Here is a 16,887-nt window from a genome sequence, read left to right as displayed (position 1 = left end):
ATTTGCACATAGGAAACTTTTATGCACAAGGAAAAACAACTGAGAATCTAGGTGAATCAAATGGTCAGTCACGATTTGTCCAAACACTCGCAAATATCAAAAGAAGCTCAAGATGCACTGGACGGAAAAAGCAAAGGCTTCAAAAGGCTGCTCCCTTTTTTGGGTCCGGCGTTTATCGCGGCTATAGCTTATATTGATCCCGGCAATTTCGCCACCAATATCGCGGCTGGTTCGAAATACGGCTACTTGCTTTTATGGGTGATTCTTTTTTCAAATATGATGGCTTTGCTGATTCAGTCGCTGTCTGCCAAGCTCGGAATTGCAACGGGTAAAAATCTGCCCGAAGTCGCCCGGGAAGAATTCCCTAAACCGGTCTCCATCGGCTTGTGGATTCAGGGAGAGCTTGTCGTGATCGCGACCGACTTGGCCGAATTTATCGGAGCTGCTCTCGGTCTCTACTTGCTGTTCGGTATACCGATGCTTGAAGCATCGATTATTGCAGCCGCCGGATCTTTCGCGATTTTGGAACTGCAAAGGCGCGGCGTCAGGCCGCTTGAAGCGGCGATAACAGGAATGCTGTTCATCGTCGTGATCGCTTTTGCCTTTCAAACCTTTTTTGCAAAACCTGATATCGGTTCGGTTTTGGAGGGCATGTTTGTTCCCCGTTTCGATGGTGCAGACAGCATCCTGCTGGCGGCGGGAATCTTGGGAGCGACCGTGATGCCGCATGCCATCTATCTTCATTCCGCTCTCACACAGCGGAGAGTGGTCGGAAAAACGGAAGCGGAAAAGAAGAAGATATTCCGGTTTGAGTTCATCGACATTTTAATCGCCATGCTGATTGCCGGAGCTATCAATGCGAGCATGCTGATCGTCGCCGCCGCACTGTTTTATAAGAACGGCATTTTTGTCGAAGACCTTGATGTGGCCTTCAGCCACTTCAGCAGCATGGTCAGTCCGCTTTCCGCCGTACTGTTCGGCGTCGGCCTGTTAATAGCCGGTTTATCGAGTTCGTCTGTCGGAACGCTTTCAGGAGATATTATCATGCAGGGCTTCATTAATTTCAGAATTCCGCTTTATTTAAGACGGTTCATTACGATTTTGCCGCCTATCGCTATTATTGCTTCAGGGGTGAATCCGACAACCGCTCTTGTCTTGAGTCAGGTCGTCCTGTCATTCGGCATCGCCTTTGCTCTTATTCCGCTTATCTTATTTACGAGCAATAAACGCATTATGGGGAGCCTGAAAAATGCGAAGTGGATAACAGCCGTCTCCTGGCTGATCGCCGCCTTAATCGTCGCCCTTAATATTTTCTTGATTTACGATACATTTTCTGGTTAAAGCCGGCCTTGGTCGGCTTTTTTTATATTATACTGAAGAAAAGGGGGATTCTGGATGTTTAAATTAATGGTGCGTGATGATCTTTATTTAAAAATGCTCGAACCAAAAGATGCCAAAGCCGTTTATATGCAGATCCAGCAGTCTAAAGATGTGTTGCGTAAATGGCTGTTTTGGGTTGACGGCACAAAGCAGCTGGAGGATACCGAAGCTTTTATCGAAGAATGCATGAAACAGGCCGCTGCGAACAACGGGTTTCAAGCGGGAATATGGCATCAAGGTCATTTTGCCGGAATCATCGGACTCCACTATATCAATTGGATTAACCGTACGACTTCGATCGGCTATTGGCTCGGCGAGCCTTTTCACGGAAAAGGCATCATGACAGATGTCTGCCGGGCGCTGATCGACACGTTGTTCAACGAATACGATTTAAACCGTGTTGAAATCAGAGCCGCTGTTCAAAACGTAAAAAGCCAGGCGATTCCGGAAAGGCTCGGCTTCACGAAAGAAGGCTGCCTCAGACAATGCGAGTGGCTCCACGATCACTTCGCCGACCATTTCGTATACGGGCTCCTGAAGGAGGAATACCTCGCCCGCAGCAAATAAGTCCGGGATTTGTCACACGCATTTTACACTGCAATCTGGTATGATAAATAAAAAAATATGGAGTTTTGATCATGAAAGTATTTATACTGTTTTACCTATGGATTGTCCCGCTCGTCGTCGGGCTGATATTTTTTCGGGTGACCCAGCGGACAAGCTTTAAAAAAAGGTTTTATCCAGGCTATATCATGATCGGTCTTGCTGCGGCTGTATTTGCCGTCTGCTACCTGATCGGACAGCCTTATCTCGGAAATTTCTTCGGCGGCACAATGCTGTTCGGCACCCTGCTGCCGTTCATGGCTGCCGCAATGAAGAAAAAGAAATAACAAATATCAAAAACCCCGGCATGTTTTGGGAAAGCCGGGGTTTTTGATTACTTATTTTCTCTGTTTGCACCAAAACCCGCTGATTCACAAACCGATTTTCAGACGACTGGGCTTTATTTGTTCACTAGATCAACGTCGATCACCTGATAGAAAGCGTTTTCAGTATCAGCTACATCCCAAACGGCCAATATGACATGATACCCGGAGCGGTCTTCTGGAATGTAAATTTGGTGAGATAAATGGCTGGATGCAGGGGAACCATCATGCGGAACGGTTCCAATCCGTTCGAAATCTGCACGCTTTAGCGGTTTGTCAGGATCCCAGCCTTTTTTGGTGATATAGTAGTGCCATTGGCTGGTGTTGTGGGGGGCGGTATATGTCCAGGTAAAGGTGTGTTCCCCGCCGGTCATGATATGTTTAAACCAGCGATTTTCCGACTGTTGATCAAGAATCCCGCCGAACAGTCCGCCCGCGGATGCTATTTGTCCGTCTGCCGGGCCGTCATGCGGAAAACCCTTTTTCGCTTCCAGGCTTTGCGGCTCATACATCACGCTTCCGCAGTTCAGATTGAGAAGTCCGTAAGCCTCACTGCACAGAGCCGCTCTGCTCCCCGGTTTTTCGACAAAACCATGAGCGAAGGCGTGCTGAGGAACGATTGACATCAACAGCAATCCGGCTGCTAGTATGAAAGCTTTACTGAAGGTACTTTTCATAAAATAATCCACGTTTCAATCCCCTCTCTTTTTATTGTGTTGAGACGGGTTTTGATGCAAAAAGAAAAAACGCGGACATTCCAATACTATCCATCAAATTTTAACATCTGAACATGATAAAGCCAAGGGACGATCTCCCTTGGCATCATACTAAAAAATCCTTTTCAAACTTTTTTTCAGCGGCGGCAAGTCGAGCTCTTTTTTCTCAACCAGTTTTTTGATCATATATTTGCTGTAGTTTACAGCTTGTGTATAGGATATTTTCCCCGGAAGCGGCGGTTCATCTGCTATTGCCACATCGATAATCGACGGTCTTTGTGATTGAAAGGCATTTTTCAAAGCCGGTATGAGCTCTTCGTGCTTTGTCACGCTGAAGCCCTTCCCGCCGCAGGCCTCGGCAAACTTGGCATAATCGACGTTTTCGAGCGCTGTCGCATAATTAACATGCCCTTTTTCCTGCTGTTCATATTGAATCATTCCCAAGTTCTGATTATTTAAGATCACGACAACAATGGGCAGTTCATATTTGACAGCAGTCGGAAAATCGTGCATGGACATGCTGAAGCCGCCGTCTCCACACACGGCTACAGCTTGGCGCTCCGGATTGGAAAGCTTTGCCGAAATCGCGCCTGGAAGACCGCATCCCATCGTGCCAAGCCAGCTTGAAATCAGAAAATCTTGATTGGTCATATTAAAATGGCGCGCCGTCCAAACCGTCACATTTCCGACGTCAACGGACAGGACCGCATCATCGGCGACTGCATCCTCAAGCCTTGCAATCACCTGCTGAGGCTTAAGCGGTGCTGTCGCCACCTGTTCGTCTTTTTCAATTTCATAGCGCCACTTCCTCATATGTTGTATACAGCTTTCCAAAAATGCGCGGTTCGATTTCCGTTCAATGGTTTTCGTCAGTTCCAAAAGCCCTTTTTTCGCATCGCAGACAAGGCCGGCGGTGACAGGATACCGTTTGCCGATTTTCGCCGGGTTGTTATCAAGCTGAATAGCCGGCGCATCTTCCGGCAGATAATCGCGGTACGGAAAAGAAGTCCCCAGCATGATCAACAGATCGCTTTCCTCCATCGCTTCATATGCGGGTTTTGTGCCGATGTGTCCGAGGTTCCCGAGCATGTGCGGGTGCCGATCGGGTACGACTCCTTTCCCGGGGAGCGTAACGATGATCGGGGCGGCCGCTTTATCTGCAAACTCGAGCAGCTCATCTCTTGCCGATTTCATTCCTTTTCCCGCTAAAATCACCGGCTTTTTCGCATGATTAATCAATTGTGCACACTGCATCAGCTGGCTTTGCTTCGGTTGAAGATCGCCCTCGATATAAAGCGCAGACGTATAAACCGGCTTCCGCTTAATCTTTTCCGCAAACAGATCATCGGATACGCTCAGTACGGCGACCCCTTTTTGGCTGTATGCGGTACGGATCGCCTGATTTAAAAGGTCAGGCAGGGCTTCGGCCGAATGAACCTGCTGATTAAAGACAGCCACATCCTCAAACATTCGTTCAAGACCGATCTCCTGAAAGTAATCTCTTCCGATTTCATTCGAAGACACCTGCCCTGTAATCGCCAGCACAGGCGCCCCGTCAGCTTTCGCGTCATACAAGCCGTTCAGCAGATGAACGGCGCCCGGGCCCGCTATCGAAAGGCAGACGCCGATTTTGCCTGTCAGCTTCGCATCAGCTGCGGCAGCGAGAGCAGCGGTTTCTTCATGGCGCACTTGAATGAAGCGGAGGCTGCTTTCTTCATGCCGCAATTCATCGATAAATTCGTTGACGCTGTCCCCCGGCATGCCGTAAACATGATCAATATTCCATTCCTTCAGCAGTTCTGCAGCTATTTTTCCTGCGGTTTTGTTTGCCATATCACGTCCTCCTTTTTCTGTCTGGTTACCACCTCCCTTTTCTGTTCAAACGTTCCGCGGCATACTGCAGGCAAAAAAAGCTTGCAGAGACTCATGCTCTGCAAGCTTTTTACTTTTTAAAATGGTATGGGAGCGTGGCGATGACGATGTCTTTTTTCCACAGCAGCCTCAAGCGCAGCAAAAATGCTGACTGATTGTGAAGAATATTGTGCCAGCTTTTTTTCGGAATGAACTGCGGAACGAGAACCATGACAGAATAGTTGTAGCTCGCCGCTTTCGCTTCCACCGTTTCCAGGAATTTTTCCAAAGGATGAATTAAGCTTCGGTATGAGGAGTGCAGGGTAACGAGTCTGACGCCGTTTTGCAGCTCCTCCCATTTTTTTTCGATCTTTTTCTCTTCTTCTTTGTCAAACGATACGTGAACCGCGATGACCTGGTCTGACAACGTTTTGGCGTATTGGATCGACTTTTCGACGACGTGCGTCACACCGGCGACAGGGACAATGACGACGTTCCCTTCGATCGGCTCCAAAGGCTTACCTGTCATTCTAAGCTGTTCGCCGACGGCATCATAGTGCCTTTTGACCACATAGAAGATCCAGATGACGATCGGCATGAAAACAACGATCGGCCATACAACATGAAACTTCGTGATAAACAGAATGAGCAAAACAACTGCAGAGATCGCCGTGCCTGTTGCATTAATGATCATTTTCAATACCCAGCCTTCCGGCTTTTGTCTGATCCATTTCAGGCACATACCCGTTTGAGAAAGCGTAAACGGGATGAACACGCCGACCGCGTATAAAGGAATTAAATGTTCTGTCTGTCCGTTAAACAAAAGAATCAGCAAAATCGAAGCAAAGCCGAGAAAGATGATTCCGTTTGAATAGCCTAAGCGGTCTCCTCTGACCGTAAACATTCTCGGCATGTATTTATCACGGGCCAGGTTAAACGCAAGCTGCGGGAAGGCTGAAAATCCGGTGTTGGCGGCCAATACTAAAATCATCGACGTCGTTCCCTGTATGAAAAAGTAAAGGAATGAGCGCCCGAACGTTTCCGATGCGATCTGGGACACGACCGTTTCTTCGCCTTTCGGCATGATGCCGTAGCCGAAGGCGAGCACCGTAATTCCCGAAAACAGAACGGCAAGCAGGATTCCCATCATCAAAAGCGTGTTTGCGGCGTTTTTCGGCGCCGGATCCCTGAAAGCCGGGATCGCGTTTGAGATCGCCTCAACCCCGGTCAAAGCTGAACAGCCTGATGAAAAAGCTTTGAGCAGCAAAAACAGGGACAATCCGGCGACAGGCGTCCCGATTGCCGCATGCTCAGCGGGTTCAACTTGTCCGGTCATCAATTTAAAAATCCCTACCCCGATGAGAATCAAGAGAGCCGCGACAAACAAGTAAACCGGATAGGCCAAGATCGAAGCCGATTCCGTTAACCCGCGCAAATTTAATATCATGATGAATAGAACAAGGACGACCGCGATGATCAGGTGGTACGGATGCAGAGACGGAAGCGCCGATGTGATGGCATCTGTTCCCGCCGACACGCTGACCGCTACCGTCAGAATGTAATCGACGAGCAGGGACCCGCCTGCGACAAGCCCCGGATTTACCCCAAGGTTTTCCCTTGAAACGACATACGCCCCTCCACCATGCGGATAAGAAAATATAATCTGCCGGTAGGAAAGGATCAAAGCCGTCAAAAGAATCAAAACGCCCACCGCTATCGGCAGCGAATACCATAGAGCAGCCGTGCTGACGGCAGCCAACACGATCAAAATTTGCTCTGTACCGTAAGCGACAGAAGACAAGGCATCAGAAGACAATAAAGCAAGGGCCTTCGTCTTTGTGATCTTTTGTTCTCCCAGCTCTTTTGATTTCAATGGTTTACCGATTAAAAACCGCTTTATTGTACTGTACATGATTTTAACTTCTCCTTTTTACTGTCAATTTCCATATTTTCCCGTACAAAAAAGCACAGAGGCAAAAGCCCCTGCGGAATCGGATTTTATTCCCAGGTTATCTCCCTCTCTCTTAACGCTTACGAGGTTAGCTGACGGATTCGGGCTCACGAGAGTTTGCCCTACCTTTAAAAGGATTCACCCCTAGAGGCAATGTTATGCCCCAAAATGGTTCCCCCGCTCTGATACAGACTAAGCGAATTTGAAATATACGTTTTATAGAGAGATCATACTCCCGTTTACGAGCATTGTAAATACTTTTTTAATATAAAAAAAACCGTCAGAAGATAGGCTTTCTGACCTATTGATTGTACATCATTCCCTTTCTTAAACCCGGCAGAGCTAAAGAGAAAATCGAGATATCATGCTTCGTGTTCCCAGCCGTGCTCGTCTCGCTTAATATCTCCCCACCACACTGCTGAACTTGAAGCAGCGCCCGGAAAATCCGAATCGAAACATGAGGATATTCCGGATGATGATCAATGATGAAATCTTCGTCAGCCGTTCTTGTATAAAGGCCGACTCCGCCTTTTGAAAATCGTCCCACACCTTATGGCAAGTAGGTCTGAATGGATTGTTGAATATCTTATTCGGCAGACGGATATGCCCCAAAGCTCCGATTGATCATATCCGGATCTGTCGTTAGGCCTCCGTCTTGGCAGCGATTTTGATTCCGCTCCCTCCGAGGCTCGTATTCCATAGTAAAATGGCCCTCCAAGTTCGAAAAAGAATGCCGGTTTTCATAAAGTAATTCTTCTGCTTCAAACCATCCGATCCTAAACACCACTCATGTAAACTGCCGCTCATTTTGATATAACCCCAAAAATCAGACAATAAAACGTCATGAAGCAGTTTGCCTGGCATGAATCCGGTATTGTACTGGATTCATGCCTTTTCATTTGATCTTAATCCGTTTGTGATTGAGGTAATCCAAATACTCTGCGAGTTCTTTTTTAAAATATTCGGTCCCCAGTAATAATACGTACTGCACGGTATTCGAGCCGGTTGAAGCAGCGCTGTTAGATGGTGTCCTGGGGTGCAGTTCATTCACACAAGTGTTGAAACTTTTTTAATATTTTAATTGTTATTATTTAGGTTCGGAGTTATAATTTAACAGAAAAACAAACCGAATTTTCATAACTTCAATCCAAGTTAAGGTTGTTAAATCCTTCGTCAAACACAGGGGTGTTCGTGGCGACACTTTTTTATAATCTTCTTTTATAAAATCGAGCATCACAGGTGCAATCTCGCGGCTGTTGCTCCATATCACTGGATTATTCATCCAATGAGCCTGCACTGATTGGATAGCAGTGCTCGTGCGGAGGTGATTTAACACCTGATGTTCACGAGGATGTTGTCATTGTAGAAATAGTTGATTTGGATATTGCGGTTACACCATTGAACGACTCTGGCATGGCGTTATTCCGTTTGTTTGCATACTTCAACCTGTCATGTGGCAGTGTATCAAGGTTGCTCCATTTTAGAAGGACAAGCTGGTCTATCTATTAATGTAGATACCATGACAATCTTAACCCACTTGTTGAGTCTCCTCACACACTAGGAATTCATAATGCTGTAAATTGTCAAGTGCTACGGAAGCCATCTACCTTCGAGATTCGGTTGTTGCTATCTGCTGGTATTTTCACTGAAACTATAGTCGATACACTAAGAATCTTCTTATCTTATGAGTCTTATCCTTAATAACCCTTAATTGTCTAAGTTTTCGGCGGAAAGAGGATACACGGATCGTCAATAGGTAAAGTCCCTCTCTTTTATCAAAAGAATTTAGAATTGGAGGAAATTTACATGTTATCAGAAATTGAAAAGGGGCTTGAGGGCCTGCGTGTAAAACTTGATCGTATTGATGAACAACTGTTGGATACATTGAAAGAACGTTTAGAATGCTGCATTAGGATTGGATTGTACAAACGCGAGTATAATATTCCGATGATGCAGCCGCACCGAATTAACTTTGTCCAGGAACGGGCAGCTCGATACGCTGACGAGAATGGTTTAAGTCAAGAGTTTTTGCGTAACCTTTATGAGCTCATTATTTCTGAAACGTGCAGGGTTGAGGATATCGTAATTGACAATTCAGAAAATCGCAGACAGGACATTTCTTCAAGCCTGGCCGGCCAAAAAGGAAAAAGGGAGGAATTGTTTAATGGGGGCAGGGATACAAACACTTCTAATTGACAACTATGATTCATTTACTTACAACCTCTATCAATTGATCGGCGAAGTAAATGGCCGACCGCCAATAGTTGTCCGTAATGATGTAGACTGGTCACAAGTGCCGATTGATGAGATTGACAACATCGTGATCTCCCCAGGCCCCGGTCGACCGGAACGGGTTGAGGACTTTGGTATTAATGCAACTGTTATTCAAGAAGCTAAGCTGCCAGTTCTCGGAGTCTGTCTTGGACATCAAGGCATAGCTCATTTATTTGGCGGGAAGGTGAACCACGCTTCTGAGCCCATGCATGGACGAACATCAGTCATTCACCATTCAGGGGTTGATATCTTTGACGGGCTTCCTCCTGAGTTCTCTGTCGTACGCTATCACTCCCTTGTCGTTACTGATCTGGGTGATGGTGTGGAAGCGATAGCGTGGACTAAAGATGGTTTGATTATGGGGCTTCGACACCGCAATCTGCCGATTTGGGGTGTGCAATTCCACCCCGAGTCAATCTGCAGTCATTATGGTCATGAGTTGCTTGCCAACTTTCGAGACCTGACTCCGAAGCGCACTGGACGATCAAGACCGTCTCCCAAATTAAAGGAGCCTTCTCATTCTAAAAGCGATTTCTACCGGATCCATTTTCGAAAATTATCGGGATTTCCTGACGCTCAGTCAAGTTACCAGGCACTATTTGCTGATGCACCTCATGGATTCTGGCTTGACAGCAGCAGTGTCATCGAAGGCTTGTCGCGATTTTCATATCTCGGCGATGGTACCGGGGAGAATGCTGAATATATTACGTATAGCGTAGCAGAGGGTGTTGTAAAAGTACAACGTTCGGGTCAAGAGACTCAGTTCATTCAACAGTCATTTTATGATTATCTTGATGAGCAAATCCGCCGTCGGGCAACATCTGCTCCGGAAGGCCTTCCCTTTGACTTCAATCTCGGCTATGTGGGTTACATTGGCTATGAGCTAAAAGCTGAAACTTGCGGGAGCAGCCGGTATCAATCTGAGATCCCTGATGCGGCCTTGCTTTTCGCAGACCGCATGCTTGTTTTTGATCATCTTGAACAGGAAGCCTATCTGTTGTGTCTTTCGACTGGGGATGAGAATAAGCAAGCACTCAACTGGCTAAATGCTGCAGAGCGAATCTTGGATGACATTCCTGCTGCAGCAAACGATTCGGACAAGGATTCAGTACTTACATCCGTGCCAGACCACAATATCCCAATCGAGTTTCGGCATAACCGGCCTTCTTATCTTCAACTGATCAACAATTGCTTAGAAGAAATCCGCAATGGTGAATCCTATGAGATATGCTTGACTAATTCCGCAACTGTTTATACCCCTATAGATCCTTGGATTACGTATACGCACCTGCGAAGAATCAGTCCGGTTCCCTATGGGGCATTTTTAAACTTTGCGGATGCGGCAGTACTAAGTGCCTCTCCGGAACGGTTCCTCTCAATCAGTGCTGATCGTATCGTTGAGTCCAAACCGATCAAGGGTACTCGTATGAGAGGCAGGACTTCTGCTGAAGATCTTCAATTACGAAATGAGTTACTAAATGATGAAAAAGATCTCGCAGAGAACTTAATGATCGTTGACTTAGTCAGAAATGACCTTAACACTGTTTGTGAAATAGGATCTGTTCATGTCCCTAAGCTGTTCGATGTAGAAACATATGCACCAGTCCACCAGTTGATCTCGACGATTCGCGGCACTATACGTCCGGACAAATCAACGGTTGATTGCGTCCGTGCTGCTTTTCCAGGCGGTTCTATGACCGGTGCTCCGAAAATTCGGACGATGGAAATTATAGACCGCCTCGAGGATGGCCCCCGCGGTGTCTACTCGGGCAGCCTCGGCTGGTTCGGACTGAGTGGCGCTGCGGATCTTAGTATTGTTATTCGTACAGTTGTTGTGACCGATGACAAGGCGACTTTTGGTGTCGGAGGAGCGATCGTAGCATTGTCAGATCCAGAAGAAGAGTTCGAAGAAACTCAGGTTAAAGCGCGAGCTATGGTCTCAGCTATCGCAGCAGCGGAAGTCTCTGCAGTGGGAGGTTCAAGATGAGTCAGGAAATAAGGCAGTGTGTGATTGCGGGGGGAGCCGGCGGCGTTGGCGGGATGTTTGCAGACCTCCTTGAAAGATCTGGTGTTGAAGTATGTATTATCGATATAAATCCTCCTTCCGTTCGTCGACAATTCAAGAAGTGTGACATCACTGTTCCGACTCCACAGGCCAAAGATATGATCCAAAAGGCGGACATGGTGATGCTCGCTTTACCAGAGACCGCGGCTCTTCATGCAGTAAAAGTTGTCGGGTCGTTAATGAAGCCTGATTCTCTCTTGGCGCACACTCTTTCTGTCCAGTCACCCATATTTAAAAAAATACACGCTTTGGGTTTGCCTTTCGAAAGCATAGGTCTTAACCCTATGTTTGCTCCCAGTCTTAGTATCGCGGGTAGACCGGTAGCTGTCATCGTTCAAAACGATGGGCCTAAAGGAAATCGTTTGATTCAGATGATTTTAGATTGGAAAGGTCGTCCTGTGCTATTAGAAGCTGAGGAGCATGATCAATTGGCCGCGGCTATGCAGGCACTCACTCATTCAGCGGTACTCACCTTTGGATTGGCGCTCGCAGAATTAGATGTTGACATTGCAAAACTTAGTTCTCTTGCACCCCCTCCGCATGCAACTATGCTTGCGCTACTGGCACGGATTAGTTCTGGAACACCGGATGTGTATTGGGACGTCCAATCCGTGAACCACCAAGCAATGGCGGCGCGTGCTGCACTGGCTGAAGCAGTTGGATCGTTGAATGAATCGGTGAGTGATAAGTCCTTATTCATCGAACTGCTGCGTAAATCCCGAGAGGTATTTGGATCTGAAATAGCCCATTATCAAGATCTCTGTACTAGTATCTTTGAAGGTCCAATCGCACCAAAGGAGGGAAAGCACAGCCAAACCAACCACCCGGTTAATTGAGTAGAATCAAGGATTTTAAAAACAACTGATTCCTTTGAACAGGGAACAGCTTTCCGGGACAAATAGAAGTATGAAAATGTCGTGTAGATTCGCGACTTTTCACTGACAAGTTCTTCTTCATAACAGCTAGTTTTGGTGATATTTGGTCACATTAAAACAGCCTGCCGTTTCCGGCAGGCTGTCTGATGATTATTGATCAAGCTTCAGCTTCTTCAGCTGTTCGGCGAGCGCGTTGTTGATCGGCTCATCCTTGTTTTGCTTTTTCATGTAGGAGTGTACATCGCGTTTTGATGCTTTTGAATTTTTGTCTTTTGCCCTGCGCTTTTCGAATACGGAGAGCTTTTCTCTGTGGCCGCAGACGCAGGCGAATGTCTGGCCTTCTCCGTGTCCGCGCAGTTCCATTCGCTTATGGCAGTTCGGGCAGCGGGCGTTCGTCTGTTTGGCGACTGTTTTGCGGTGGCCGCACTCCCTGTCCTGGCAGACGAGCATTGTGCCGCGTTTGCCGTTTACTTTCAGCATCAGTTTTCCGCAATCAGGGCAATGGGTTCCTGTGATATTGTCGTGCTTAAACGTTTGATTGCTGCTTTTGATTTCTCTGATCGTCTGCTTTGCGTACTCCTTCATTTCTTTGATGAAGGCGGAGGATTTCAGTTTTCCTTTCGCAATGCCTGACAGCTTCTGCTCCCATTCGGCGGTGAGGGCAGGAGATTTTAAATCTGACGGAACAAGCTCAAGGAGCTGTTTTCCTTTTGAGGTGATATAGATATCTTTTCCTTTTTTCTCGATCAGGAACGTGTTGAACAGCTTTTCGATAATGTCGGCGCGTGTTGCCACCGTCCCGAGTCCACCCGTCTCTCCGAGAGTTTTCACAAGGTTTTTTTCTTCTCCCTGCATAAATGCGGCCGGATTCTCCATCGCAGACAGCAATGTTCCTTCATTAAACCGCGCCGGCGGTTTTGTTTCACCCTTCGTCTCTGTCAAAGACCGGACGGACAGCGTGTCGCCTTTTGCGAGTTTTGGCAGGGTTTGATCCTTTTCTTCCTCGTCATCATCTTCATCTGCGAAATCGTACACCGCTTTCCAGCCTTGCGACTGAACGGTTTTCCCTTTTGCCGTAAAGGTTTCTCCGCCGATTTCGGCAAACACTTTAGTTTCTTCATATTCAAACGGCGGCATTAAAACGGCGAGGAAGCGCTTCGCGATCAAATCGTAAAGCTTTCTTTCCTTTTCGCTTAACGCGCCGAGCGCAAGCGGCTCTTCCGTCGGAATAATCGCGTGGTGATCAGACACTTTCGCATCGTTGACAAAGCTTTTATTGGCTTTAACGCCACGCTTTAAGATCCGGGTCACATGCTGAGCATAAGGCTTCACCTGCATGCCTTCCAAACGGTCTTTCAGCGTAGGGACGATATCATTGGAAAGAAATCTTGAGTCCGTCCGCGGATAGGTGACGAGCTTGTGCTGCTCATAGAGCTTCTGTAAAACGGACAGCGTTTCTTTTGCGGAAAATCCGAAGCGTTTATGGGCGTCCCTCTGCAGCTCGGTCAGATCATAAAGACCGGGGGCAAAGCTTTTTTTCGCCGTTTTTTTCAAGTCGACAATGGCGGCCGGTTTGCCTTGCAGCGCTCCTGCAAGCTGTGACGTCACAGACGCGTTGAAAGTGCGGGTCTGCTTTGTCTTCTTGTCCTGCCATGTCAGCGTCATACCGTCAACCGCTGCACGCAAGCCGAAATAAGGGACGGGTTGAAAGTTCTTGATATCTTCCTCTCTTTTCGCGATCATCGCCAATGTCGGCGTCTGTACGCGTCCGCAGGAAAGCTGGGCGTTGAATTTCGTTGTCAGCGCCCTCGTCGCGTTGATGCCGACGATCCAATCGGCTTCAGCTCGAGCTACGGCTGAATGGTAAAGGTTTTCAAAGTCTTTGCCGTTCTTTAAGTTTTTAAATCCGTCTTTGATCGCTTTGTCTGTGACCGATGAAATCCACAGTCGCTTCAATGGCTTCGTGACCTTTGCTTTTTCGATGATCCAGCGGGCGACAAGCTCGCCTTCCCGGCCGGCATCGGTTGCAATAACGATGTCTTTGACGTCTTTTCTGATCAGCTGCGATTTAACCGCCTGAAACTGCTTTCCGGTCTTTTTAATGACGACGAGCTTTAAAGGCTCGGGGATGATCGGCAGATCTTCAAGCCGCCAAGACTGGAATTCCTTTCCGTATCCTTCAGGGTCCGCCAATGTGACCAGATGGCCGAGCGCCCATGTCACGATATAGCGGTCGCCTTCAAGATATCCGTTTCCTTTTTTATGACACTTCAGCACGCGGGCCAAGTCACGGCCGACTGAAGGTTTTTCTGCTAAAACGACTGTTTTAGACAAGTCCATCACATCACTTTCTTGTTCATGCATCCTTTTATTATAACAGATGATACAGAGGCATCTCTAATGTTCACGATTCCTTTATTTCAATTTCAGAAAAAATGACGTGTGTCACGGTTTGGGCATATGGTGATGTTTCATTGATAAACGCTTCGATCTGCGCCAGGCTCTCTGCATTGATCTTCAGCATGTAGCAGGCGGCTCCCGCGATCCGGTAGCAGAATTCAATGTTCGGGAGGCGTTCGATATACGCTTTAAACCTTTCGTATTCCCCGTTTTTCACCGTTGCTTCAATGATGCAGGATACGGGAAGACCGACCTTTTGGTAATCGATGTCCAGCGTATATTTTTTAATGACGCCGAACGATTCGAGCCGCCTGACTCTTTCGGTCACAGACGGCGCGGAAAGGCTGATCTTCCTGCCCAGCTCCCGCATCGATAAACGGCTGTCTTTCTTTAATTCGGCTATGATTTTAAAATCGAGGTCATCAATTTTCATATGTAACTTTATTCCCTTCATTCTATTTCATCATTTTAATATTATCATGAAAATTCTTTCGTTCGAAATTCATTTTTCACTTCTGCTTATATATGATTATGAAGAGGTGATCATCATATGACAAGAATCAATTTTTCAGACAGAGGAGAGACGCCGTTTCAGCGGCTGCTCGGACACTCCGAAAGCCTGATGTCAAACTGGACGGCTTTAGCTGAGGAGCTGTCAGGAGACGGCTTTTTATCAAAGGAACTAAAGGAGCAGGTGCGCCGCGTGCTGGCTCAGGGAAACGGATGCGAATATTGCAAGGCAAAGGGGAAACCCGAGATCCCGAATCAGCAGAAAACGAGCTTTGCAATGGGGTTTGCAGAGGTCTTTTTGGCGCAGAGGGAGCGCGTGTCAGACAGGCAGTTTGATGTTTTAAAAGAAGTGTTTTCAGAAGAAGAAATAACGGAATTGACCGCATTTATTTGTTTTACGACTGCCCAGCAATACTTCGGCGCTTTAATGAAGCTTCCGGCAGACGCATAAATCCAACGGAGAAAAAACCTGTCATATTTGTCCCCTTTTGGTTTATAGTATAAAGGTAGACTATCACTCCACAGGAGGTATACTATGCTGCAAACGCCGATTGGCCGCCTTCGGTTGATGGGTTTTATTGAAGGCATGTCGCTTTTAGTCCTGCTGTTTATCGCCATGCCGCTTAAATATTGGGCGGATTATCCGATGGCCGTTACGATTGTCGGATCGCTTCACGGCGGATTGTTTATTTTGTATTTGTTTGTTCTGTTGTATGCGACTTTTGTGCTGAGGTGGTCTGTGAAATGGCCGGCTGCCGGTCTTGTGGCCGCATTTGTTCCGTTCGGCAATTTCCTTTATGACCGGGGACTAAAAAAATATGATCAGTAAAATCCGCCGGGTTTTCCGGCGGATTTTTTGATCACTCATTTAAAAAGCGTTTCAGCTCTTCCTTGTTTTGTTCAAGGTCTAAATCGAGGACCGCCCCGTATTTTGGATCGTCTTTGTTCGTGAATGATCCGTCAACCGGGAGCCTGAAGCTTTTGGTTTCTTTTACGCTTCCGAGTAAAAAGTCTTTGCCGACGGACAATATGACGCCGTTCGGTATGTTTGTTTCAATATACGGATCGACGAGCCCCCAAAGCTTCGGAAGCTGGGCGATATTCCCGATGCTCACCGCTTCTTTTTGAAGTTTTGAAAAGACTTCCTGCTGTCTTCTGACCCGTCCAAAATCGCTTTCTCTGTCATGCCTGAACCGGACATAGCCCAGCAGTCTTTCACCGTGAAGAACTTGTTTTCCCGGCTGCAGTGTCATGCCGATTCCGTACGACATTTTTTTCGGAACGTCGACTTCGATCCCGTCAGGCGCCACCGCATCCACGATTTTGGCAAAACCTTTAAAATCGATGACGGCGTAATAGTTAATGTCCAAATCAAAGGATTCTTTTAATGTTTTTCTGACGAGTTCCGGGCCTCCGTATGCATAAGCCGCGTTGACTTTTTGCTTGTCATATCCCGGTATGTCGACATAGCTGTCCCGCATAATCGATATCAATTTAGGCTGTTTCTGCTTTTTATTATAATGGATCACCATCATCGAGTCAGACCTTGAATGGTCTTCCCCTCTTGAATCGATCCCCAGTACGAGGATGTTCACTTCATCAAGATCAGAGCCTTCCCCGTTAAATTCAAACTGACCGTCTTCTTTAAAATCTCCGTCAGATTCGGATAAGCCTTTTTTGTATTCAAAGTAGGTATAACCCGCTGCTGCTATGATAACCAGCAACGTTAATGTAAACAGGCGCTTTATGATTTTTCGCCTTTTTCTTTTCGGTTTTCTTACTCTTACTCTAACCCTCTCCACTTTTATCACCGCCACACATAAGACTATCACAGGATCAAACAGCGGGCAATTAATAAAAGAAAGATCAAGCCGTCTAATCGTGTCGAAAAAGATAACCTTTTGTTTTCATTTGTTTCATTATGAAAGAAAAATGATCG

Annotated in this window: 15 protein-coding genes, 1 pseudogene and 1 riboswitch; of the genes and pseudogenes, 8 read left to right on the top strand and 8 right to left on the bottom strand. The window is 46.9% G+C overall.

What is annotated here, in order from left to right:
* Positions 1–60 precede the first annotated feature (60 nt).
* From MHI30_RS02705 to MHI30_RS02695, 3 genes are all read left to right on the top strand, one after another.
* Positions 61–1,341, top strand: coding sequence for an Nramp family divalent metal transporter (locus MHI30_RS02705; RefSeq protein ID WP_075753942.1), 1,281 nt, complete (start codon positions 61–63; stop codon positions 1,339–1,341).
* Positions 1,342–1,395: 54 nt separating this feature from the next.
* Positions 1,396–1,947 (top strand): GNAT family protein, encoded by a 552-nt coding sequence (locus tag MHI30_RS02700; protein WP_075753940.1) that lies wholly within the window; start codon positions 1,396–1,398, stop codon positions 1,945–1,947.
* Positions 1,948–2,018: 71 nt separating this feature from the next.
* A complete protein-coding gene (locus tag MHI30_RS02695) occupies positions 2,019–2,270 on the top strand; it encodes a hypothetical protein (protein WP_075753938.1) in 252 nt (83 codons plus the stop codon).
* A 119-nt stretch (positions 2,271–2,389) separates the two neighbouring features.
* Here MHI30_RS02695 and MHI30_RS02690 read toward each other — a convergent pair.
* From MHI30_RS02690 to MHI30_RS02670, 5 genes and pseudogenes are all read right to left on the bottom strand, one after another.
* Positions 2,390–2,953: pseudogene (locus MHI30_RS02690) on the bottom strand (lytic polysaccharide monooxygenase); the annotation flags it as partial.
* 180 nt (positions 2,954–3,133) lie between these two features.
* Entirely contained in the window at positions 3,134–4,855 is a 1,722-nt protein-coding gene (locus MHI30_RS02685; RefSeq protein WP_075753936.1) for a pyruvate oxidase, read from the bottom strand.
* 109 nt (positions 4,856–4,964) lie between these two features.
* Complete coding sequence (locus tag MHI30_RS02680; protein ID WP_075753934.1) at positions 4,965–6,785, bottom strand: APC family permease; 1,821 nt, start codon at positions 6,783–6,785, stop codon at positions 4,965–4,967.
* A gap of 100 nt (positions 6,786–6,885) precedes the next feature.
* Positions 6,886–7,033, bottom strand: a riboswitch (cyclic di-AMP (ydaO/yuaA leader).
* 92 nt (positions 7,034–7,125) lie between these two features.
* Positions 7,126–7,371: a hypothetical protein gene (locus MHI30_RS02675; RefSeq protein ID WP_075753932.1), complete on the bottom strand. Its 246-nt coding sequence runs from the start codon at positions 7,369–7,371 to the stop codon at positions 7,126–7,128.
* A gap of 95 nt (positions 7,372–7,466) precedes the next feature.
* Positions 7,467–7,631, bottom strand: a complete 165-nt coding sequence (locus MHI30_RS02670; RefSeq protein ID WP_154495786.1) for a hypothetical protein — start codon at positions 7,629–7,631, stop codon at positions 7,467–7,469.
* A gap of 999 nt (positions 7,632–8,630) precedes the next feature.
* On the opposite strand from MHI30_RS02670, the gene MHI30_RS02665 reads away from it, so the two are divergent.
* The 3 genes from MHI30_RS02665 to MHI30_RS02655 are packed head-to-tail and all read left to right on the top strand — an operon-like array spanning position 8,631 to position 11,999.
* On the top strand, positions 8,631–9,020 hold the full coding sequence (locus tag MHI30_RS02665) for a chorismate mutase family protein (RefSeq protein ID WP_075753930.1): 390 nt from the start codon (positions 8,631–8,633) through the stop codon (positions 9,018–9,020).
* Positions 8,989–11,085, top strand: a complete 2,097-nt coding sequence (gene pabB / locus MHI30_RS02660; protein WP_075753928.1) for an aminodeoxychorismate synthase component I — start codon at positions 8,989–8,991, stop codon at positions 11,083–11,085. The genes MHI30_RS02665 and pabB overlap by 32 nt, the downstream gene beginning before the upstream one ends.
* The gene (locus MHI30_RS02655) at positions 11,082–11,999 is read left to right on the top strand and encodes a prephenate dehydrogenase dimerization domain-containing protein (protein ID WP_075753926.1); all 918 of its coding nucleotides are present in this window, start codon (positions 11,082–11,084) and stop codon (positions 11,997–11,999) included. The genes pabB and MHI30_RS02655 overlap by 4 nt, the downstream gene beginning before the upstream one ends.
* A 189-nt stretch (positions 12,000–12,188) precedes the next feature.
* On the opposite strand, the gene MHI30_RS02650 is transcribed toward MHI30_RS02655, so the two are convergent.
* Positions 12,189–14,372, bottom strand: a complete 2,184-nt coding sequence (locus MHI30_RS02650) for a DNA topoisomerase III (protein WP_142238628.1) — start codon at positions 14,370–14,372, stop codon at positions 12,189–12,191.
* A 70-nt stretch (positions 14,373–14,442) separates the two neighbouring features.
* Entirely contained in the window at positions 14,443–14,871 is a 429-nt protein-coding gene (locus MHI30_RS02645; RefSeq protein ID WP_023857895.1) for an Lrp/AsnC family transcriptional regulator, read from the bottom strand.
* A 117-nt stretch (positions 14,872–14,988) separates the two neighbouring features.
* Between MHI30_RS02645 and MHI30_RS02640 the strand changes: the two genes are divergently transcribed.
* Together MHI30_RS02640 and MHI30_RS02635 are read left to right on the top strand one after the other, a co-directional pair.
* Positions 14,989–15,399, top strand: coding sequence for a carboxymuconolactone decarboxylase family protein (locus MHI30_RS02640; protein ID WP_020450223.1), 411 nt, complete (start codon positions 14,989–14,991; stop codon positions 15,397–15,399).
* An 84-nt stretch (positions 15,400–15,483) separates the two neighbouring features.
* Positions 15,484–15,777 (top strand): DUF3817 domain-containing protein, encoded by a 294-nt coding sequence (locus MHI30_RS02635; RefSeq protein WP_075753922.1) that lies wholly within the window; start codon positions 15,484–15,486, stop codon positions 15,775–15,777.
* Positions 15,778–15,808: 31 nt separating this feature from the next.
* Here the strand turns inward: MHI30_RS02635 and MHI30_RS02630 are convergent, their stop codons facing one another.
* A complete protein-coding gene (locus MHI30_RS02630; RefSeq protein WP_003179044.1) occupies positions 15,809–16,750 on the bottom strand; it encodes an LCP family protein in 942 nt (313 codons plus the stop codon).
* Between the last annotated feature and the right edge of the window lie 137 nt (positions 16,751–16,887).

This window comes from Bacillus sp. FSL L8-0528, assembly GCF_038593085.1.
Taxonomy (GTDB): Bacteria; Bacillota; Bacilli; order Bacillales; family Bacillaceae; genus Bacillus; species Bacillus paralicheniformis.
Note: the sequence above shows the minus strand (reverse complement) of the source record. Positions and strands in the feature narration are given on the sequence as shown.